Origin of the sequence: Herbihabitans rhizosphaerae (assembly GCF_004216555.1) — a bacterium.
In the GTDB taxonomy this organism is placed as follows: domain Bacteria; phylum Actinomycetota; class Actinomycetes; order Mycobacteriales; family Pseudonocardiaceae; genus Herbihabitans; species Herbihabitans rhizosphaerae.
Map to the genome: position 1 here is coordinate 144,264 of NZ_SGWQ01000010.1, position 19,484 is coordinate 163,747.

Below are 19,484 nucleotides of genomic sequence, written 5' to 3' on the forward strand. Positions count from 1 at the left end.
CCGATGGTGGGCGCATGACCGATCTTCGCGCGCCGATGCGGCTGCTGCTCGACCTCGTCCTGCCCGTGCGCTGTGCCGGGTGCGGCCGGCCCGAGCACGCCTGGTGTCCCGCCTGCCACGCCGGCGTGGACGGCCCGTTCCCGGTGCGAAGACGCGGCGGCCCGCCGATGTACGCGCTGGCCGCCTACGCCGGTCCAGCCCGCCGGGCGGTGCTCGCCTACAAGGAGCGCGGTCGGCGTGATCTCGCCGCGCCGCTGGGCCGGATGCTCGGCGCAGCGCTGCCGTCGCTGCCCGGCGTCCAGCCGTGCGCCGGCACGTGGGTGCTGGTGCCCGCGCCGTCCCGGCCGTCGGCGGCACGACTGCGCGGCGGCTCGCACATGCTGCGGCTGGCCCGGCACACGGCGGCCACGCTCGCCGAGTCGGGGCGGGCCGCGGCGGTGGCGCCAGCGCTGCGGCTGCACCGGCGCACCCGCGACTCGGTCGGCCTCGACCCGGCCGCGCGCGCCGCGAACCTGGCCGGCGGGATGCTGCCCAACCCAGCCGGCTGTCCGCCGCCGGATACCTCGGTCGTCGTGCTGGACGACGTGATCACCACCGGCGCGACGGCCGCCGCGTGCGTGGCGACGCTGGCGCGCGCCGGCGTCACAGTCACCACCGTGCTCGCCTTGACGGTGGCCGGGTGAAGCCCGCACTGTGGGACGTGGACGCCAGGTGTACCCCCGGAAGAGTGAAGATGGCGGGGGAACCACACCAAGGTGATCAACGTTGGCCGGGTATGAGACGGCTCGGCGAGACGACGGTGAGCCCTTTGGAGGTGCCCGTGACGCCGGTCGACCGAGTCGAGACACCGCCCACAGCGGGGCAGACACTGCGCCAGAGGGGTGAAAGGCGTCCCTTGCGTCTGGACGCGGCGAGCCGACACGAGTATTGGGGTCTTCCCTGGTCGTCGCGCTACGTGACCCTCGGTCGCGGTCGGCCATTCCCCGCCCCGGGGGCTGTTGCTTCCCAGTTTTCCCAGCTAACGTGCGTCGCTATCGGAGAGATCCGAGCTCCGGCGTTCGGTGAGGAGGTGACCAGCCCATGACACTGGCGCCGGAGGACCACTGAGGCCGGTGGAGATCTCGTCCGAGGAGACGTCCCGGCCGACCCCCTTCGCTCTCGTGGCCGCTCGGTTGAACCGGCATTCCGGCGCCGAAGCAGTTGCACCAGAACTCGCAACGAGTGGAGGTCGCGTATGGACATCGTCGTGAAGGGTCGCAACGTCGAGGTGCCCGCTCATTACCGGGCGCACGTCGAGGACAAGCTGACCCGGCTCGAGCGCTACGACCGCAAGGTCATCCGCTACGACGTTGAGTTGTTCCACGAACCCAACAGGCGGCAGCAGAAGAACTGTCAGCGCGTCGAGATCACGGGGAAGGGGAAGGGCCCGGCCGTCAGAGCCGAGGCAAGTGCCGGCGACTTCTATGCCGCACTCGACAGCGCGGTGACAAAACTCGAGAACCGGCTCCGCCGGCTGCACGACCGCAGGCGGGTGCACTACGGACGACGCAGCCCGGCCTCCGTCGCGGAGGCCACCGCCCTGAACAACGGCAGGGCCAACGGGCGCTCGGTCGCCCGTACCGCGGTGCTGGAAGCACCGGAAACCGAGAGCACGGGGAGCATCGACAGCGTCGAAGGCGTGCCCGAGGTTCCGGAACAGCGTTGGGCCGACGGCGTTCGTGACCGTGCGCCAGGCCAGGTGATGCGGGAGAAGGAGCACCCCGCCAAGCCCATGACCGTCGACCAGGCCCTCTACGAGATGGAACTGGTCGGACATGACTTCTACCTGTTCGCCGACGCGGACTCGGGCCAGCCGTCCGTCGTCTACCGCAGGAAGGGATTCGACTACGGCGTGATCCGGCTCGTTTAGCCGAAACAAGCGAATCCCTCCGGTGTGGCCTCGCAGGTCCGGGGGGATTCGCTTGTTTCTTTATCGAGGGCAAGGTCGCCGAGTCGGCTTCGCCGACGGCCTGTGGTTGTTTTGCTTGGGTGGTTGGGGGCCGCGAGGTGGGTGGCTGAGTTGATTGGGTGGTCCAGCCACGCCACCTCCACGACAGCGGGCTCGTTCCTCGCCCGCTGTCCCTCCGGCGTCGTAAGGGCGACCGTCTCGACAATGAGTTTCGACCTCAGCGGGCTTTCGCTCGGTGCGGTCAACACACCCGGCTGCGTGAGGTCAGTGGTGTGTCTGGGGCAGTGGGAACCCTCGGTGGGCGGTGCCCGTTGGGCCTGGGTGGGCCCGGCCGTGACGGATAAGTACCCGCGTCGGTACACCGTGCTGGGAGGGTTGCCTACGATGATGCCGAAGGCACGTCTGTTCGGACGTGTGACGAACCAGCTAGCGAGGTCGACCGGATGGTGTTCTCCCGACTGCTCCGCGCGGGCGAGGGAAAGATGCTCAAGCGTCTGTCGCACATCGCGGCGAGCGTCAACGGGCTCGAGGACGATGTCGTCGACCTGACCGACGCGCAGCTGCGTGCGAAGACAGACGAGTTCCGCAAGCGGCACGATGACGGCGAGAGCCTGGACGACCTGCTGCCCGAGGCGTTCGCGGTGGCCAGGGAGGCCGCCAAGCGGGTGCTCAACCAGCGTCACTTCGACGTGCAGGTGATGGGCGGCGCGGCGCTGCATCTCGGTCAGGTCGCCGAGATGAAGACCGGTGAGGGCAAGACCCTGACCTGTGTGCTTCCCGCGTACCTGAACGCGCTGTCCGGCGACAGCGTGCACGTGGTCACGGTGAACGACTACCTGGCCAAGCGTGACGCCGAGTGGATGGGCCGAATCCACCGGTTCCTCGGGCTCGAGGTCGGCGTGATCCTCTCCGAGCTGACGCCCGACCAGCGCCGCGAGGCCTACCACGCGGACATCACCTACGGCACCAACAACGAGTTCGGCTTCGACTACCTGCGCGACAACATGGCGTGGAGCCTGGACGACTGCGTGCAGCGCGGGCACAACTTCGCCGTGGTGGATGAGGTCGACTCGATCCTGATCGACGAGGCGCGCACCCCGCTGATCATCTCCGGCCCGGCCGACCAGTCCTCCCGCTGGTACACCGAGTTCGCCCGCCTGTCGCCGATGATGCAGAAGGACACCCACTACGAGGTGGACGAGCGCAAGCGCACGGTCGGCGTGACCGAGAAGGGCGTCGAGCTCGTCGAGGACCAGCTCGGCATCGAGAACCTGTACGAGGCGGCCAACACCCCGCTGGTCGGGTACCTGAACAACGCGCTGAAGGCCAAGGAGCTCTACAAGAAGGACAAGGACTACATCGTCCGCAACGGCGAGGTCCTGATCGTCGACGAGTTCACCGGTCGCATCCTCGCCGGGCGCCGCTACAACGAGGGCATGCACCAGGCCATCGAGGCCAAGGAGAAGGTGGAGATCAAGGCCGAGAACCAGACGCTGGCCACGATCACCCTGCAGAACTACTTCCGCCTCTACGACAAGCTCTCCGGCATGACCGGTACCGCCCAGACCGAGGCGGCCGAGCTGCACCAGATCTACAAGGTCGGCGTCGTGCCGATCCCGACCAACCGGCCGATGGTCCGGCTCGACCAGGCCGACCTGATCTACAAGACCGAGCAGGCCAAGTTCGACGCGGTCGCCGAGGACATCGGCGAGCGGCACGAGAAGGGCCAGCCGGTCCTGATCGGTACGACCAGCGTCGAGCGGTCCGAGTACCTGTCGAAACTGTTGGTGCGCAAGGGAATTCCGCACGAGGTGCTGAACGCCAAGCACCACGAGCGGGAGTCGGCGATCATCGCCCAGGCCGGCCACAAGGGCGCGGTCACGGTGGCCACCAACATGGCCGGTCGAGGCACCGACATCATGCTCGGCGGCAACCCCGATCACCTCGCCGAGGAGGAGCTGCGCTCGCGCGGGCTGGACCCGGTCGAGACGTTCGAGGAGTGGAAGGTCGCGCTGCCCCAGGCGCTGGAGAAGGCGCGCGAGGCCGTCTCCGCGGAGGCCGAGGAGGTCATCGACGCCGGCGGCCTGTACGTGCTGGGCACCGAGCGGCACGAGTCGCGCCGTATCGACAACCAGCTGCGTGGCCGCTCCGGCCGTCAGGGTGACCCAGGCGAGTCGCGGTTCTACCTGTCGCTCGGTGACGAGCTGATGCGCCGGTTCAACGCCGCGATGGTCGAGACCGTGATGACCCGGCTGCGGGTGCCCGAGGACGTGCCGATCGAGCACAAGATGGTCACCCGGGCGATCAAGAGCGCCCAGTCGCAGGTCGAGCAGCAGAACTTCGAGGTCCGCAAGAACGTCCTCAAGTACGACGAGGTGATGAACCAGCAGCGCACCGTCATCTACGACGAGCGGCGCCGCGTGCTGGAGGGTGAGGACCTGCAGGACCAGGTCCGGCACATGATCACCGACGTGGCCACCGCATACGTCAACGGTGCCACCGCCGACGGGTACGCCGAGGACTGGGACCACGAGAAGCTGTGGACCGCGCTCAAGCAGCTGTACCCGATCTCGCTCACCTGGGACGAGCTGGTCGACCAGGTCGAGAACGAGGGCTCCGACCTGACCGCCGAGACGCTGCAGGAGGCGATCACCGCCGACGCGCTGGAGGCCTACGAGCGGCGTGAGGCGGACATCAACGCGCAGGTCGGTGACGGTGCGATGCGCGAGCTGGAGCGGCGGGTCCTGCTGTCGGTGCTGGACCGCAAGTGGCGCGAGCACCTCTACGAGATGGACTACCTCAAGGAGGGCATCGGGCTGCGCGCGATGGCCCAGCGCGACCCGGTGATCGAGTACCAGCGCGAGGGCTTCGACATGTTCAACGTCATGCTCGACGCGTTGAAGGAGGAGACCGTCGGCTTCCTGTTCAACCTGCAGGTCGAGCAGGCCGAGACGCAGGAGCAGGCGCCGCAGCAGGCGGTGCCCGCCGGTGTCACGCCGAACGGTGACGGGCAGACGCCCGGCGCCCCGTCCGGCCGGCACGCCGCGCGGCCCTCGCCGGCACCCCGGGACGGTGTGCCGCCGGAGACCGACGCGGAGAAGACCACCCAGATCCCGCCCGCGCTGCGGGGCCGGGGCCTGGACCAGCCGGACCAGCCGCGTGGCCTGACCTACAGCGGGCCGACCGAGTCCGGCGACGTCGAGTCGCACGGCGGCGGTGACGGCGACTCGGACGGCGCGCAGGGCGGCACTCGTCGAGAGCGTCGCGAGGCGGCCCGCGCGCAGGCCAAGCAGACGCGCGGCAAGAAGGGCGGCAAGAAGGGCGCCCGCCGCTAGGCCGCGTCTGACAAACCCATGGTCGCGGTCTTCGCGACGAAGCCCATCGACCGAGGTTCATCAGACACGTCCTGGCCGGTCGATCGCCGGCCGCGGCGTCGCCTTCGGGTGGGGCCGCGGTCAGACGGCGATGTCCTCCTGCTTCGCCGACCTGGACACCGCTTCCCTGATCGTGTCCGCGACGTCGGTGAGGTCCTGGATGTGGACGATCCGGCTGATCAGCCCGTCGTGGAAGTGCACGACCCAGGCCCACTCGGCGCTGTGGGCCACGCCGGTGTCCTTGACCCGGAAGGTCTCGGCGCCCACGATCACCACTCGCGAGCCGTCGCCGTAGTACTCCAGCGGCTTCTCGAACGGGTGGAACTCGACGAGGCCGGCGGCGTGGGTGAAGTAGTCGGCCACGGCGCGCTTACCGTCGAGGTCTCCGACGGGCAGCTCGAAGACCACGTCGTCGGCCAGCGCGTCCATGAAGGGCTGGAAGTCGTCCGACTCGCCGCGCTCCAGTGGATCCCAAATGCGCCGCAGCAGTGCCACGTTCGACGACGCGGCCGCCTCGGGCAGTCGCTGGGCGACGTCCGCTGGATGGAACGCGTCGAGCAGGGCCGCGTGCGGCGACCGCTGCTGGGCGTCCATCCAGAGCGGGTAGGTCACGTAGACCAGCTCGGCGCCGGTGTCACCGGTGGAGTAGACCAGTTCCGTGTCCTTGCGGAGGTAGATCAGCTCGCCGACGCCGGCCGTGGTGCCGTGCCCGTCGGCCGAGGTGACCGTGAAGGTTCCCTTGGTGACCACGAGAACCTCGTCGTAGGTGACCACCCAGGCGTTGGACTCGCCTGGCGCGTACCGGGCGAAGCCGACGCCCATCGCGACGTCGTCGTCCGAGTCGACCACGTCGCCGAGGAAGATCTGGCGCTCGCGCGCCTGGTACCAGGTGTCCACGTCGTCCGGTGTGTAGCGGCTGATTGCCGGCATGACTCGCTCCTTCGTAACCAACTGTGATAGTCAAAAATTGTGACTAACTCAGTTGTACCATAGGATTCCAAAGCGTGAGCTCTCACCGAAGGCCCGGCCTGGGCGTCCTGGCCGCCCGGCTGCTGTTCGCGGTCCAGGACGAGCTGTACGAGCGTCTGGAACTGGCCGGCCACGGGCGGGTCACCCGGCTGCACGGCGCGGTCTTCGCCCACCTCGACGAGGACGGCACCCGCACCAGTGAGATCGCGCGCCGGTCGGGGCGTCACAAGCAGGTCATCGGCCGGATCGTGGACGACCTGGAAGCGCTCGGGTACGTGGCGCGCCGCTCCGAGGAGACCGACCGCCGCGCGAAGCTGGTGATCCCGACCGACCGAGGGCTCGAGGTCCTGCGGCTGTCGGACGAGGCCATCGGGGAGATCGAGGCACGCCTGGCCGACGCCCTCGGCGAGGACGTCTACCAGGTCTTCGACCACACCTTCCGCGCCGTGCTCGACGAGCTGGCCGACTAGCGCCCCGGTGTCCGAAACTTAGCGATCGCTCCGTTCATGTTTGGCGTACTTTAGCCCGCGAAAGTACGCCGGCCACGGGGAGGCGCAGGTCAGGGCGTGCCGGTGACGCTGAGGATCCGGTCGTCGTCGGGTGCGGGGTCGCCCCGGCCGTCCCGGTTGCTCGTGCCGACCCAGAGCGCGTCGCCCGGTGCGGCGGCGACCGCGCGCAGCCGGCCGTAGGTCTCGTGCCACAGCCCCCGGGGCTCGCCGACCGTGCCGTCGCCGTTCACCGGGATCTGCCAGAGCCGCTGGCCGCGCAGGCCCGCCATGTACAGGTGCCCCTGGTAGAAGCCCAGCCCGCTGGGCGAGGCCTCCGCCGTCGACCAGGTGCGCAGCGGGTTCACGAACCGGTCGTCGGAGCAGGTGCCCTCGCACTCCGGCCAGCCGTAGTTGCCGCCTGGGTTGATCAGGTTCAGCTCGTCCCAGGTGTTCTGGCCGAACTCGGAGGCGTACATCCGACCACTGTCGTCCCAGGTCAGCCCCTGCACGTTGCGGTGCCCGAGGCTGTACACCAGCGAGCCGGGGGTCGGGTTGTCCGGCGCGGGCTTGCCGTCCGTCGTCATCCGCAGGATCTTGCCGCCGAGCGAGTCGGGGTTCTGCGCGTTGCCGGTGCTGCCCGCGTCGCCCGCGCCGGCGTACAGGTAGCCGTCCGGGCCGAACTCGATCCGGCCGCCGTTGTGGATCGATGCCTTCGGGATGCCGGTGAGGATCGGCTGTGGCTGCTCGCCGAGCACCAGCTTGGCGATCCGGTTGTCGGACTGGGCGGTGTAGTACACGAAGACCGACTTGTCCTCGGCGTACTTCGGCGAGACGGCGATGCCGAGCAGGCCGCCCTCACCGCTCGCGGCCACGTCGGGCACGGTCTGCACGTCGGCGACCTGGCCGTCCCGGATGGACCTGATCTTGGCGGTGTTCCGCTCGGTGAACAGTGCGGAGCCGTCGGGCAGGAACGCGATCGCCCACGGAACGTTCAACTGGGACGCGACGACCACCGGATCGGCTGCCCGCGGGGGCGCCATCTCCTGGCTGGCCGCCGCGGCGGGTCCTACTGCGACGGTCGCCGCGGCCACCACGGCCAGCGCGACACCTCGATGTGCACGCATAGTGACTCCTCATTAGCAGGGTGTGGCGTCAGTCTGCTACGGCCGGATGAGGAGGACAAGCGCTGGAAGTCTGGTTTGACAATGGCCGACCGCCGCGTCGCACGGATCGGCGAAGCGGCGGTCAGCCACTCGACAGTCAGCGAACCGGCATACCCGGCATGCCCGGCAGCGGCGTGTTCAGCGCGCCACCGACGATTGTCGGAAACGCGCCGGCCCATGCCGCCGAGAGGCCCTCGGCCGCGCCGGCACCCAGACACGCGCCCGCGTTGTTCCAGGCGTTGAGGTAATCGGCGTTGGTCGGCACGTCATTCGTGTACGTCATCGGGCAGGTCACGCCATCGCCACCGGTCCGCTCGTCCGCAGACGCGGTCGAAGCACTTCCGAAGCAGACCAGGCCGGCCGCGGCCAGGGCAATGGCGGATCGAGCTGCGAACTTTCGCATAGAAACTCCCTGATACGACAACACTTCACAGTTATTCGCGATGAGGGTGGGGTCCCTCGGATGACTATGGGGAGGTCAGAGCCCGTGGGTGCGAAGGAGGTGGTCCGTGGGAACGGTCGACTCAATTCCGTCCTGCGGGCTCCGACCGTGCGGCGGACCTTCAATCGCGTCCAGAGCGCAGAACACGATGAAGGAGCCACCGCTGACAATTGCCCATAATCATCAAGGCGGGATGCTGCCAGTCGACGTGTTAACGCGCGGCGCGAGACAAGTGCCATTCCCCCGATGGGATAACTGATTCACTCGACCGTGTGCATTAGCGGGTGCGACAACGTCGTCGAGCGCATAGGGTGCCTGGCTTTTCTTGGCTGTCGGGTTCTATGTCGACACGAGCAGATCGGCGATTTCGGCGGGACGAGAGATCGGCGCGAAGTGGCTGCCGTCCACGGTGTGCACGGTGAACGGGTTGTCCGGCACGAGCCGGTCGGCCTCGGCGATCATGCGGTCCTGCACCTCGGGCGGCACGACCTCGTCGCGGCTGGTGCGGATGTAGCTGCGCGGCACCCGGCCCCAGGTTTTCTCGTCCACCCTGGCGTCGGCGATGATCACCTGGATCGGCTCGTCCGGCTGGGTGGCGTAGGCCAGCACGGCCGGCACTCGCGCGGCGTCCAGGTCGGCCATGAGCAGCGCGTGCTGCACCTCCAGCACGCTCGGGTCGCCGGTGCGCGGGTTGGTGCGGGACACGCCGGTGCGGCGCGGGTCGCCGAGGAACGCGGTGGTCCTGGCCCGTGCGAGCGGGCTGTCCGGCGCGGGATGCGACGGCGCGTAGGACGGCACGGACGCGGAGTCCACGCAGCAGTAGGCGCTCAGGTACACGATTCTGGCCAGCAGGTCCGGCACGGCGTTGGTCACCCGGGTGACCGTGCTGCCGCCGAGGCTGTGTCCGACCAGCACGACCGGACCGTGCTCGGCGACCCGCCGCACGACGCCGGTGGTGTGCTCGGCGTAGTCGGCGAGGCTGAGGCCGGCCAGCGGGGACGGCGCGCCGGTGAGCACCCCGGTGTCCTGCGGGCTGTCGTAGCCGGCCGGGAACACCGCGTCGAAGCCGTGGCCGGGCAGTTCGACGGGCAGCGCGCGGTGGCCGCGCAGGGCGATCTCGGTGACCAGCGGGTTCCACAGGAACGAGGTCGCGCCCGAGCCGGTGACCAGGACGAACGTGGGGTCGCTCAACAGGTGCTCCAATTAGTCGAGTGTCAACTCCAATAATAGATCAGAGCATCCGGAGGACCGTGCACCGCCAGCCCCTGCGGGTCAGCTCCACCCGGCCGGCCGCCGCCAGCACCCTGCGCCGGCCGTCGCGAGTGGTCACGTTCACCGTCGCGCACAGTTCGATCACGCCGTCGGCCGGCCGGCAGGTGTACAGCGACCGCAACCGGTGCCGGGCGGTCGAGGCGCGCACCCTGGTCAGCAGCGACTCGTACGCCGGGTTGGTCAGCAGCGTGCGCAACTGGCCGACCGGCCGGTGCCCGTCCAGCACCTCGAGCACGACCGTCATCATCCGGCGCAGCCCCAGGTCGGTCGCGTCCCGGTCGTCGCGCTCCTGCGACGCCGGCCGCTCGGTGACCGGCAGCACGAGCGTGAGCTGCGGACCGGTCGCCGGGTACAGGTTCGGCCAGTCCTCCTCCGCCGCGTCCGGGTCGCCGTCGGGCGGCAGCCGCTCGGTGGGCGGCTCGTACTCCGGCAGCGGCCGGATGATCAGCCGAGGGCCCCTGCGCCGCCGGGCGGCGGGTCTGAAACGTGGTTCGACGGCGTAGGCGAGCGCGGCGGTCATGGCGTGTCCCCAGTGTCGGTGTCCCGAATCCGGCGAACAGAACGCGATCACTCTCCGCGTGGGGACAGCCGCCACCCGTCACGGTGAATCGGCGGGAAACCCACTCGGGCCACACCCCGCCCGTGTAGTGCGTCAGCCTCGGCGGCGCACCAGTTCGAAGCACAGCACCGCGGCCGCGCTGGCCACGTTCAGCGACTCGACGCCGCCGCTCATCGGGATCGACACCCACCGGTTGACCCGCACGCTCACCTCGTCGGTCACCCCGGCCGTCTCGCTGCCGAGCACGAACGCCGCCCGTGCCGGCATCTCCGCGTCGAACACCGACTCCCGCGCGCCCGCGTCCAGCGCGAACAGCGGGTACCCGGCGGCGCGCAGTTCGCCGGCCGCCTCCGCCGCCGTGCCGCAGCGCAGCACCGGCGCGTGGAACGCCACCCCGGCCGACGCCTTCACCACCAGCGGGTCGATGCTCGCCACTCCCCGCCGGGGCACCGCGATCCCGTCCAGCCCCGCGGCCGTCGCGGTGCGCAGGATCATGCCCACATTGGCCGGCGTGGTGATGCCGTCCAGCAGCAGCACGGTGCGCGGCGGCGCGCCGGACGACAACGCGTCGGACAGCCTACGCATGCGCGGCGCGACCACGTCGGCCAGCACGCCCTGGTCCTGCTTTCCGTTGCCTGCCAACACTTTCACGCGATGCGCACTGGCTCGCTGGACCGGCACCCCACGGCGGCGCGCGGCGTCGGTGATCTCCGCGGCGCCGGCTCCGCGCACCGTCTCGGCGAGTACGACCTTGTCCACGTCCAGCGCGGGGTCGTCCAGCGCCTCCAGCACGGGCCTGCGCCCGTACACCGTGACGAAGCGATCCTTGGGTGACGTGCCTTCCCTCACGGCACTGAGCATCGCACGCGTGTGTCAGGATCGACTCATGGCGGACCGCCTCTCGGCACTCGACGCGTCGTTCCTGTATCTGTCGGACGACGCGCCAGGAATGAACGTGGGCGGTGTCGCGATCTTCCAGCGGCCGCGATCCGGCCTGGACTACACGCAGATGGTGCAGCTGATCGCGTCGCGGCTGTCGCTCGTGCCGCGCTACCGGCAGAAGGTGCTCGGCGTGCCGGGGCATCTCGCGCGCCCGGTGTGGGTCGATGATCCCGACTTCGACCTGACGTATCACGTGCGTCGCTCGGCGCTCCCCGAGCCGGGTACCGACGAGGCACTGCACGACCTGGTCGCGCGGCTGATCTCCCGGCCGCTGGACCACAGCCGGCCGCTGTGGGAGGCGTACTTCGTCGAGGGGCTGGCCGGCAACAAGGTGGCGCTGGTGACCAAGACGCACCCGGCGCTGGTGGACGGCGTGCGCACGATCGACCTCGGTCAGCTCATTCTGGAGCCGTCGCCCGAGGAGGCCGACTCGGACGAGGAGGCGTGGACCCCGCGCCGCTCGCCAAGCGGCACCAAGCTGGTGCTCGACGCCGTGGCGGAAACCGTGCGCAGCCCCATGGGCGCGCTGGACGGCGTGCGCACCGCCGCCACCGACGCGGTCACCACCGCCCGCAAGGCCGGCAACGTGCTCGGCGAGCTGGTGTCCGCGCTCGGCACGGCCGCGCGCAAGGCCCCGAGCGGCCCGCTGAACGTGCCGATCTCCCAGCAGCGGCGGTTCGCCGTGGCGCGGGCGCGGCTGGAGGACCTGCGCGGGGTGCGCGCCGAGCACGGCGGCACGATCAACGACGTGGTGCTCGCGCTGATCACCGGCGCGCTGCGCACCTGGCTGCTGTCCCGCGGCGAGAGCGTGGACGCGTCCACCACGCTGCGCGCGCTGGTGCCGCTGGCGATCAGGGACGAGCTGGACGGCTCCACCCCGACCCTGATCGGCAACAAGGTCAGCCCGCATCTGGTGGACCTGCCGGTCGGCGAGCCGAGTCCGGTGGTGCGGCTGCAGCACGTCGGCCACGCGATGCGGGCGCACAACTACTCGGGCCGCTCGGTCGCGGCCGGCGCGCTGCTGCGGCTCGGCGGGTTCGCGCCGCCCACGCTGCACTCGCTGGGCGCGCGGGCGGCCGGGTCGTTCTCCAAGCGGTTCTTCAACCTGGTGGTTACCAACGTGCCTGGCCCGCAGACGCCGGTGTACGCGGGCAACGCGCGCATGGTGGAGATGTTCCCGGTGATGCCGCTGCTGCCGAACCAGGCGCTGGCGATCGGCGTGACGTCCTACGACGGCGGGGTGTACGTCGGGTTCAACGGCGACCGGGACGCACTGTCCGATGTGGACACGCTGGCCAGGATGCTGGAGGAGTCGGTCGAGGAGTTGACGGCTACGGTGGCGGTATGACCCGCGTTTATCTCCCCGCGACCGTGGCGATGCTGCGTGAGCTGAACGAGAAGGGCGAGCTGGCCGCGGTGAACGGCACGGCGTTCGCGCTCACGCCGGCGCTGCGCGAGTCCTACGCCACCGGATCGGCCGAGGAGCTGGAGTACGCCGCGATGCTGGACGCCGCGCGGGCGTCGCTGCGGCTGATCGCGGGTGACCCGGACGCGCAGCCCCGGCGGGCGGTGGTGTCCGCCGACGTGGAGGACGCGACGCTGCGCCCGGACCTGGACAACGCGGTGGTGAAGCTGGCCGGGCCGATCCCGATGGACACGGTGGCCGCGGTGCACCTGGACACCGCCGAGGCCGAGGACGCCGTGCGGGCCGCCGCCGAGGTGGTGGACGCGGCCGATCTCGGCGACCCGGACGCGGAGTTCACCCTCGGCGACGCCGAGGACCACGAGCTGGCCTGGTACGCGCGCCAGGAGCTGCCGTTTCTCCTCGAGCTGATGTAGGCCGCGTCTGACAAACCCATGGTCGCGGCCATCGCGGCATCGGGTTTCATCGCACTGGGGCAGGGGACCGCGGCGGCCGTCGCGGAATGCGCCTACCGCCCGCCGGATCGGACGGCGCAAATGACCAAGTCCGCGATCGACGCGCGGTATTCGGCTGATTCACAATTGCGTGCGCTGCTCGGCGCACCGGCCGGCGACGAGGTCGGCGAGGGTATTCGGTACCGCGATTACCAGCGCGGCAGAATGTACTGGGCGTCCGACACGGGGGCGCGCGAGTCGCACGGCGCGATCCTCGAGAAGTACCTGTCCAAGGGCGGGCACGAGGCGTACGGCGCGCCGGTCACCGACGAGTGCCCTTCGGCGAACTCGGGGCGGTACAACCACTTCTCGGGTACCTCGGCCAGTGGCGGCACGTCGATCTACTGGCGGGCCGACCTCGGCGTGAAGCTGGTGTCCGGCCAGGTGCACTGGCTGTGGGAGCACTCGGACTGGGAGCGTGGAACCTACGGTCAGCCGATTACCGACACGCTCCCGACGCGTGACCTGAACGGCGAGTACAACGATTTCCTCGGCAATGACGGTGCCGGCGCGTCGATCTACTGGACGCGATTCACCGGCGTGCACGGAGTCAAGGGCGCGATTCGCGACCGGTGGCTCGCCATGGACGCGGAGAAATCATTCCTCGGTTACCCGACGTCCGACGAACTCGACACAACGAGCGGCAAGCGCTCCAATTTCCAGGGCGGTTACGTGACCTGGAACCGTGCCACCGGCGAGGTCGTCGCGCGTCTCTGGTATCGCACACGCAGCACCCCGGCGGGCGTCAGGACAGTGGACCGGTGTGCTGCTCGATCCAGGATTTGAAGTGCGGCACGCTGTTGTAGACCGATGGGGCGCTGGCGCATACCGGGAAGAAGCCGCCGAGGCGACTGGTGGTGCCGCCGAGTTGCCAGCGGCCGTCCACCTTGACCACGAGCGGGCCACCGGAGTCGCCGAAGCAGGCGCCCTTGGCGGACTGATCGCCGACGCACAGCTCGGCCTGCGGGTCCAGTAGGGCGCATCCGGTCACCAGCTTGGTGTCCAGCTCCTGCAGTTGCTGGGGCGGTTCGCCGCAGCCTCGGGTCGGGCAGGTGAGGCCGTGGCCCATGATCCGCACGGCGGCGCCGGTGTCCAGCGGTTCGGACGTGATGCCGACCGGCGCGCCCGTGGCGGGCTTGGCCAGTTTGATCAGGCCGAAGTCGCTGCCGGGGCCGGGATTGTCGCTGCCAGGGCCCGGCACGACCTTCTCGATCGCGATCTCCTCGCCACTGGTCAGTTCGGTGCCGCCCACGCGCACCGAATTCGGGTGGGCCATCGTGATGCAATGCTTGGCCGTCGCCAGCCATTGCGGAGTAATCAGCGCCGCACCGCAGCGGAACTTCCCGCCCTCCAACAGCTTTGTGTAGAAGGAGTAGTCCTCCGACGCGGGCTTGCCACCGATGATCCGTGGCTGGACGTCGTCGGAAGCGTTGTCGGACGCGGCGCCGGCGGCACCGACGAGCGTTGCCGTCAGCGCGAGTGCGATGCCGGTTGCCGAGGCTATGATGCGAAACCGCATCGGCGGACCCCTTTCGTTGCCTGGTTCCCCGGCAGGGTGGCGGGCCGTGCTCGGACGTCACATCGTGCGAACCACGTAGCGGGCTACGTAGCCGGCCGCCAGCATCGAGAAATTTGTCACCGGGCTACGAAGAACCACCCGGTCGAGTACATGCCATGGAGCAGGAACGGCCACGGCCGTAAGGTTTTACCGCAGTGCGTTCTCAGTGCGGAGAAAGGAATCGACGTGCGGCCTTCCAACCGTTTTGGCGGTTCGTTGATCAGAGTGTTCCTGGCGTTCGCGCTGCTGTTCACCGGTGGCGCCGCCGTCACGGTGGCGCACGCGACCGGCGCGCCCGCGAGCACGGTCGCGGTCGCCCCCGACGATCCGGAGAAGCCTGGTCCGTTCCAGGTGGAGAAGGTGGCGGCACCGGCGGGTCCGGGATTCGCCGGCGGGAACCTCTGGATTCCCCGAGGCGGGACAGGCCTGTTCGGCGGGGTCGCCGTGTCGCCGGGCTTCACCGAGTTGGAGCCTGCGATCTCCTGGTACGGCCCGCACCTGGCGTCGCACGGCTTCGTGGTGGTCACCATGAACACGCTGTCCCCGTTCGACCAGCCCGACCAGCGCGGTGACCAACTGCTCGCCGCGCTGGACTACGTGACCAAGTCGAGCCCGGCCAAGGACAAGGTCGACGCCGGGCGGCTGGCCGTGATGGGTCACTCCATGGGCGGTGGCGGAAGCCTTGCCGCCGCGGTGAAACAGCCGGCGCTGAAGGCGGCGGTCCCGCTCGCGCCGTGGCACCTGAACAAGGCGTGGGGGACGGTGCGGACGCCGACGCTGATCATCGGAGCCGAGGCGGACGCCATCGCGCCGGTCGGCCAGCATGCCGAGCCGTTCTACGACAGCCTGCCCACCACTCTGCCCAAGGCGTATCAGGAATTGCGCGGCGCCGACCATATGGTCACCAATTCGCCGAACCCGTGGATCGCGCGGCAGGCCACGTCCTGGCTCAAGCGGTTCGTGGACGGGAACGGCGAGTACAGCGTGTTCCTGTGCCCGCCGCCCCAGCCGGACGACAAGATCTCGGAGTACCGGTCCACCTGCCCGTACTGATCGCGGTCAGCCCGCCAGGGCCTTGCGCAGCGCGTCGGCGAACTCGATCGGCTGAGGGATGAAGCCGCCGTGGTCGCCGGGGAAGTCCGTCACCGTGGTGCCGAGCTTCTCGGCGAGGATTTCTGACGTGCGAGAGACGATCAGGTCACCCGATTCGACGCCCACGCCGACCACGACGCGCCCCACGCCGCGTGCGATCGCGTCGAGGTCCGGCAGGTGCCGGGTGGTGGGCCGGATCTCGGCGGTGAACATGCGGCAGCCGTCGGCGTAGTCCTGCTCCGGGTTGTCGCTCGGCGGCGGGCCCTCGGCGTCGTCGTCGAAGCCGGCGTTGCCCATGAACTTGGCCATCGCGGCCCCGAGCCCGTCGCGGTGGAAGATCTCCACCATCTCGTCCACGGCCGCGCGCTGCTCAGCGGCTTCGGCCGCCGGCAGCAGTTCGAGCAACGGAGGCTCGTGCGCGACCAGCGTGCGCGCCCGGCCGGGGTGCCGCTCGGCGAAGGCCAGCACGGTCACCGCGCCGCCACTGGTACCGAACAGGTCGGCCGACTCGGCACCCAGCGCGTCGAGCAGCGCGGCCACATCGTCGGCGCGCAACTCGGGGGTGGAGGGGCCGTTCGGGTCGTCCAGCTTGCTGGCGGAGATCCCGCGCGGGTCGTGCGTCACGACGGTGTGGTCGCCGGCAAGCGCGTCGGCCAGGGGCGCGAAGTACGAGGCGGCCATGGGCGAGCCCATGACCAGCAGGAGCGGGCCGGAGCCGCGCACCTCGTAGTGCAGCGTGCCGCCGGGGATGTCGAGAGTGTGCGAGGTGGTCATGGCCGTTCCTTCCGTGAGTCTGTGGTGTCACGGGTAGGACCCCGGTCCCCGCGCCGAATCGTCGCCCCGCGGCGAACAATCTCAAAGCCGGTCAGAACGGTGGTGGTTCAGGGCTCGCCTCGACTGGCCGAGTCGCACGCACTGTGGCGATAGAGTGAGCTTCGGTGTCGAAGGGTGTCCGATGAGCAACTTGTGGACGCGACGACCTTTCATTCGAGCGGTCGTAGCGACGGTCGCGGTTCTCGGATTTGTCGTTGCCGTCACCTTGGCCACTACTTCTGAGGGATCTCAGGATCGAAGGTTGGTCAGCCGAGCCGAGGCTGATCAACTGCTTGACCGGGCAGTCCACATGGCGCGAGATGGCAACTTCACTCGACTCTGTGACGAGATCGCAGATGTGGCTCAGATGTGTCGGGCGCATCTGGAGACTGCCCGTACATCGCGGTGGGAGCCGAGTTCCGCCGCGCCGACGGTAGTAGGCACACGGACCGTCAACGGTGCTGGTGCCGAACCTCAACTGTTCATTCTCGAGATCGCAGGCGTGCGAGCAGACGGCAGCACATACCATGGCGACTTCGCCGTGGCTGATGTTCAGGGTCGGTTGGGAAGTCCGACAGCCGCCTACTGGCTGGGAATCAAGATGGTGGTAGCGGGAGAATGTCCAGAGGGCAACTCCCAGGCTAATCATGTTTGTCGGCGAGCGACCGTCAGTGCGCCGTCGCAATAGCTCGATTATGACCTGATCCGCAGGCCACAGCGATACCGTCAGAGAACCCGCACCACCGCATCGTGCAACGTCGTATAGAGCGGATCCTCAGTAAAATCCGGCCCCGTCTCCTCGCCGATGTACAAATCGAGATGCCGCGCCCCACCCAACCCCGGCGTGAACTCGTCCGCGATCACCCAGGTCGGACCACTCAACCGAGCACACACAGCCGACTCGGCACCACGTCCACACCCGGCCACCCGAACCGAAGTGCCACGCGCCAACCCGTCACCCGCCGCCGTCCGAAACGGCACGAGCGCCCCACCATCCGCCCCACGCGGCGCACTGTCCAACCAGAACCCCTTGTCGTGCGACCAGTTCAGATAGCCGCGCCGACTCGTCAGCCGTCCCGTCCCCTCCGTGCGCACCGCGTCCACGAAATCAGCCGGATAACGACCGAGATCGCTGTCCCCGTGCTCACAATCGATCACCCGACACCCGGTCACCCGCGTCCGTGCGCCGTGGTGCACGTTCTCCACCGCCGTGTAGTACACCGTGACCAGCCACCCACCCTCAGGCGCCCGATCGTCAGGCACGGCTGAGCAGCCCGCCGCCACCAAGAGCGCGGCGACGAGCAACCACACACGCCTCATCCCGCGGCGACCGTCGCCGGCGTGGTGAACGTGTAACCGAGACCCTGAACGCCTTCGACCACCTGGCGCAGCATGTCCACGCCGAGGTACGGGTGGTAGAAGAAGCTGGCCACGCCGTCGGTGACCACCCGGCTGGCCCGCGCGGAGGCCAGCAACTGCTCCGGCAGCCGAGGCGGATGGTGGTTCTGCCACTCGGTCTCGATGTTGCCCAGCCCCTCCGGGATCACTGTCGAACCGTAGGAATCCCGCACCAGGTAAGGGAAAGCCTGGCCGTAGGCGCGCGTGTAGTCCGGCGTGCCGGAGCCGCACGTGCCGCCGGCGCACCAGCCGGGGAAGTACAGCCCCCGGTCGTAGCGCAGCCCGAACTCGGAGTTGATCACCTTGTAGTCCACGGCCGACGCGGCGTAGTGCGGCGGCTCGAAGATCGTCGGACGCGGCAGCCCGGCCAAGGCGATCGCGGTGCGCGCCGAGGAGATCCGGCCACGCGCCCAGTTCGCGCTGTCGCCCGGCACCGGACCGTCCAGCCGCACGTAGTCCTGCTCGTCGACGTGCGCGCGGTAGAACTCGAAGTCGTCCCCGCTCACCCCGTTGTACGGGTTGTCGAGATCGCCGAACTGGTGCGTGTACCCGTGCATCAGGATCGTGCCGCCGCGCGCGATCATGTACCGCACCGCCGATACCACCTGCGGCGCCTGGGAAAGGTTGCGGTACAACGGTTTCCCGCCGTTGTAGGTGCCCTGCGGATCGGCGTAGCGGGAGTAGAGCGCGATCGAGAACGGCACCCGCCGGCTGTACAGGTAGTCGGCGATCGCGCGCAGCTCCGCCGGATCCGCGTCCGGTCCGACGTCCTCGATGCGCACCAGCGCGCGCTTGCGGTCCGGCCCGCTCGGGCGCACCTGCTTGGAGATCACGTCGGCGAACGCGAAGTAGCGGTCCGAGTCGCCGATGTAGGACAGCGGCACCTCGCCGAGGTAGGTCAGCCCGCCGGAGCGCACGCCCCACGGGAACGTCGTGCCGTTCTGGCGCACCGCCGTGCCCACGACCGTGGCGCGAGCCGGGTCGGTGACCGCGGCGGACACGATGCCGGATGGCGCGGCGAGCGGGTCGCGGCGCAGGTCGGTGTCCCGGTACCGGATCGTGGTCACCGCGGAGTGGTCGAACTCGCCGGGGTCGAAGCCGTACTGCGCGGCGAAGTTCCCGGCCCGCGTCTCGAGCTGCCAGATGTTGCTGTGCAGCCAGGTGACCGGCGTGCTGCCGGCGAGCGTGTCGTCCAGGAACGCGGCAGGCAGCGGCTCGTCGTAGGTGGAGCCGACGTAGATCACCGAGGCGTAGCCGCGCATCTCGCCGGCGGTGTACGTGCCGACCGGGCGCATCGCCCACGGGCCGCCGTGCGAGGCCAACTGTCCGATTTGGACGGCGTAGGTCTCACCGAGGAAGCCCCACTCGCCGGTGGTGTCGTAGAGCACCAGGGTCTTGCGCGCCGGGTCGGAGCCAGGGGCGCCCGCGTTGAGCGGGACGGCCGCGGCGTAGGCCGGCGCGGCCGGCATGATCAGTGTCGCGGTGATCGCGGCGGCCGCGATCAGTTTGCCCCAGCGTCTCATGTGGACTGTGTCTCTTTTCCTTGTTC

18 protein-coding genes are annotated in these 19,484 nt (G+C 69.4%); 8 read left to right on the top strand and 10 right to left on the bottom strand.

The features are described from left to right. The first annotated feature begins 14 nt into the window (after positions 1–14). From EV193_RS25625 to secA, 3 genes are all read left to right on the top strand, one after another. A complete protein-coding gene (locus EV193_RS25625) occupies positions 15–683 on the top strand; it encodes a ComF family protein (RefSeq protein ID WP_130347298.1) in 669 nt (222 codons plus the stop codon). Positions 684–1,234: 551 nt separating this feature from the next. Continuing rightward, complete coding sequence (gene hpf / locus EV193_RS25630) at positions 1,235–1,909, top strand: ribosome hibernation-promoting factor, HPF/YfiA family (RefSeq protein WP_130347300.1); 675 nt, start codon at positions 1,235–1,237, stop codon at positions 1,907–1,909. A gap of 482 nt (positions 1,910–2,391) precedes the next feature. Next, positions 2,392–5,283, top strand: coding sequence for a preprotein translocase subunit SecA (gene secA / locus EV193_RS25635; RefSeq protein ID WP_130347302.1), 2,892 nt, complete (start codon positions 2,392–2,394; stop codon positions 5,281–5,283). A 120-nt stretch (positions 5,284–5,403) separates the two neighbouring features. Here the strand turns inward: secA and EV193_RS25640 are convergent, their stop codons facing one another. Then, positions 5,404–6,252 (bottom strand): nuclear transport factor 2 family protein, encoded by an 849-nt coding sequence (locus tag EV193_RS25640; RefSeq protein ID WP_130347304.1) that lies wholly within the window; start codon positions 6,250–6,252, stop codon positions 5,404–5,406. Positions 6,253–6,326: 74 nt separating this feature from the next. Here EV193_RS25640 and EV193_RS25645 point away from each other — a divergent pair, with 74 nt between their 5' ends. Beyond that, positions 6,327–6,761 (top strand): MarR family winged helix-turn-helix transcriptional regulator, encoded by a 435-nt coding sequence (locus EV193_RS25645; RefSeq protein ID WP_242613663.1) that lies wholly within the window; start codon positions 6,327–6,329, stop codon positions 6,759–6,761. A gap of 89 nt (positions 6,762–6,850) precedes the next feature. Here EV193_RS25645 and EV193_RS25650 read toward each other — a convergent pair whose 3' ends face one another. From EV193_RS25650 to EV193_RS25670, 5 genes are all read right to left on the bottom strand, one after another. Continuing rightward, positions 6,851–7,903 (bottom strand): PQQ-dependent sugar dehydrogenase, encoded by a 1,053-nt coding sequence (locus tag EV193_RS25650; protein ID WP_130347308.1) that lies wholly within the window; start codon positions 7,901–7,903, stop codon positions 6,851–6,853. A 136-nt stretch (positions 7,904–8,039) separates the two neighbouring features. Further along, the gene (locus tag EV193_RS25655; protein WP_130347310.1) at positions 8,040–8,345 is read right to left on the bottom strand and encodes a hypothetical protein; all 306 of its coding nucleotides are present in this window, start codon (positions 8,343–8,345) and stop codon (positions 8,040–8,042) included. Between the two features lie 378 nt (positions 8,346–8,723). Next, positions 8,724–9,575 carry an alpha/beta fold hydrolase gene (locus tag EV193_RS25660; RefSeq protein ID WP_242613664.1) on the bottom strand — a complete coding sequence of 284 codons (852 nt, stop codon included), beginning with the start codon at positions 9,573–9,575 and terminating at the stop codon, positions 8,724–8,726. 40 nt (positions 9,576–9,615) lie between these two features. Then, on the bottom strand, positions 9,616–10,176 hold the full coding sequence (locus EV193_RS25665; RefSeq protein ID WP_130347314.1) for an Rv3235 family protein: 561 nt from the start codon (positions 10,174–10,176) through the stop codon (positions 9,616–9,618). Between the two features lie 132 nt (positions 10,177–10,308). Continuing rightward, on the bottom strand, positions 10,309–11,076 hold the full coding sequence (locus EV193_RS25670; RefSeq protein WP_130347316.1) for a TrmH family RNA methyltransferase: 768 nt from the start codon (positions 11,074–11,076) through the stop codon (positions 10,309–10,311). 25 nt (positions 11,077–11,101) lie between these two features. Here EV193_RS25670 and EV193_RS25675 point away from each other — a divergent pair, with 25 nt between their 5' ends. Genes EV193_RS25675 through EV193_RS25685 form a run of 3 tightly spaced genes read left to right on the top strand, consistent with a single transcriptional unit; the run spans position 11,102 to position 13,860 of the window. Beyond that, positions 11,102–12,505 (top strand): WS/DGAT/MGAT family O-acyltransferase, encoded by a 1,404-nt coding sequence (locus EV193_RS25675; RefSeq protein WP_130347318.1) that lies wholly within the window; start codon positions 11,102–11,104, stop codon positions 12,503–12,505. Further along, on the top strand, positions 12,502–12,996 hold the full coding sequence (locus EV193_RS25680) for a DUF6912 family protein (RefSeq protein ID WP_130347320.1): 495 nt from the start codon (positions 12,502–12,504) through the stop codon (positions 12,994–12,996). The genes EV193_RS25675 and EV193_RS25680 overlap by 4 nt, the downstream gene beginning before the upstream one ends. Positions 12,997–13,014: 18 nt before the next feature. Continuing rightward, on the top strand, positions 13,015–13,860 hold the full coding sequence (locus EV193_RS25685; RefSeq protein WP_130347322.1) for an LGFP repeat-containing protein: 846 nt from the start codon (positions 13,015–13,017) through the stop codon (positions 13,858–13,860). Here EV193_RS25685 and EV193_RS25690 read toward each other — a convergent pair. Then, positions 13,820–14,593 carry a S1 family peptidase gene (locus EV193_RS25690; protein ID WP_130347324.1) on the bottom strand — a complete coding sequence of 258 codons (774 nt, stop codon included), beginning with the start codon at positions 14,591–14,593 and terminating at the stop codon, positions 13,820–13,822. The two genes, EV193_RS25685 and EV193_RS25690, sit on opposite strands and share 41 nt — an antisense overlap. A 225-nt stretch (positions 14,594–14,818) precedes the next feature. Between EV193_RS25690 and EV193_RS25695 the strand changes: the two genes are divergently transcribed. Beyond that, positions 14,819–15,685 carry a poly(ethylene terephthalate) hydrolase family protein gene (locus EV193_RS25695; RefSeq protein ID WP_242613666.1) on the top strand — a complete coding sequence of 289 codons (867 nt, stop codon included), beginning with the start codon at positions 14,819–14,821 and terminating at the stop codon, positions 15,683–15,685. A 6-nt stretch (positions 15,686–15,691) separates the two neighbouring features. On the opposite strand, the gene EV193_RS25700 is transcribed toward EV193_RS25695, so the two are convergent. The 3 genes from EV193_RS25700 to EV193_RS25710 all read right to left on the bottom strand — a co-directional run bounded on the left by EV193_RS25700 (position 15,692) and on the right by EV193_RS25710 (position 19,458). Continuing rightward, positions 15,692–16,498 carry an alpha/beta fold hydrolase gene (locus tag EV193_RS25700; RefSeq protein ID WP_130347328.1) on the bottom strand — a complete coding sequence of 269 codons (807 nt, stop codon included), beginning with the start codon at positions 16,496–16,498 and terminating at the stop codon, positions 15,692–15,694. Positions 16,499–17,263: 765 nt separating this feature from the next. Next, complete coding sequence (locus tag EV193_RS25705) at positions 17,264–17,800, bottom strand: hypothetical protein (RefSeq protein WP_242613667.1); 537 nt, start codon at positions 17,798–17,800, stop codon at positions 17,264–17,266. A gap of 53 nt (positions 17,801–17,853) precedes the next feature. Continuing rightward, positions 17,854–19,458 (bottom strand): DUF2334 domain-containing protein, encoded by a 1,605-nt coding sequence (locus EV193_RS25710; protein ID WP_242613668.1) that lies wholly within the window; start codon positions 19,456–19,458, stop codon positions 17,854–17,856. Positions 19,459–19,484: the final 26 nt, after the last annotated feature.

What these genes read in the sequence shown, in the direction of transcription:
- hpf (WP_130347300.1), top strand. Translation starts at nt 1,235, where the DNA reads ATGGACATCGTCGTGAAGGGTCGCAACGTCGAGGTGCCCGCTCATTAC.
- EV193_RS25710 (WP_242613668.1), bottom strand. Translation starts at nt 19,458, where the DNA reads ATGAGACGCTGGGGCAAACTGATCGCGGCCGCCGCGATCACCGCGACA.
- EV193_RS25685 (WP_130347322.1), top strand. Translation starts at nt 13,015, where the DNA reads ATGGTCGCGGCCATCGCGGCATCGGGTTTCATCGCACTGGGGCAGGGG.
- EV193_RS25625 (WP_130347298.1), top strand. Translation starts at nt 15, where the DNA reads ATGACCGATCTTCGCGCGCCGATGCGGCTGCTGCTCGACCTCGTCCTG.
- EV193_RS25640 (WP_130347304.1), bottom strand. Translation starts at nt 6,252, where the DNA reads ATGCCGGCAATCAGCCGCTACACACCGGACGACGTGGACACCTGGTAC.
- secA (WP_130347302.1), top strand. Translation starts at nt 2,392, where the DNA reads ATGGTGTTCTCCCGACTGCTCCGCGCGGGCGAGGGAAAGATGCTCAAG.
- EV193_RS25655 (WP_130347310.1), bottom strand. Translation starts at nt 8,345, where the DNA reads ATGCGAAAGTTCGCAGCTCGATCCGCCATTGCCCTGGCCGCGGCCGGC.
- EV193_RS25665 (WP_130347314.1), bottom strand. Translation starts at nt 10,176, where the DNA reads ATGACCGCCGCGCTCGCCTACGCCGTCGAACCACGTTTCAGACCCGCC.
- EV193_RS25650 (WP_130347308.1), bottom strand. Translation starts at nt 7,903, where the DNA reads ATGCGTGCACATCGAGGTGTCGCGCTGGCCGTGGTGGCCGCGGCGACC.
- EV193_RS25675 (WP_130347318.1), top strand. Translation starts at nt 11,102, where the DNA reads ATGGCGGACCGCCTCTCGGCACTCGACGCGTCGTTCCTGTATCTGTCG.
- EV193_RS25700 (WP_130347328.1), bottom strand. Translation starts at nt 16,498, where the DNA reads ATGACCACCTCGCACACTCTCGACATCCCCGGCGGCACGCTGCACTAC.
- EV193_RS25680 (WP_130347320.1), top strand. Translation starts at nt 12,502, where the DNA reads ATGACCCGCGTTTATCTCCCCGCGACCGTGGCGATGCTGCGTGAGCTG.
- EV193_RS25670 (WP_130347316.1), bottom strand. Translation starts at nt 11,076, where the DNA reads ATGCTCAGTGCCGTGAGGGAAGGCACGTCACCCAAGGATCGCTTCGTC.
- EV193_RS25690 (WP_130347324.1), bottom strand. Translation starts at nt 14,593, where the DNA reads ATGCGGTTTCGCATCATAGCCTCGGCAACCGGCATCGCACTCGCGCTG.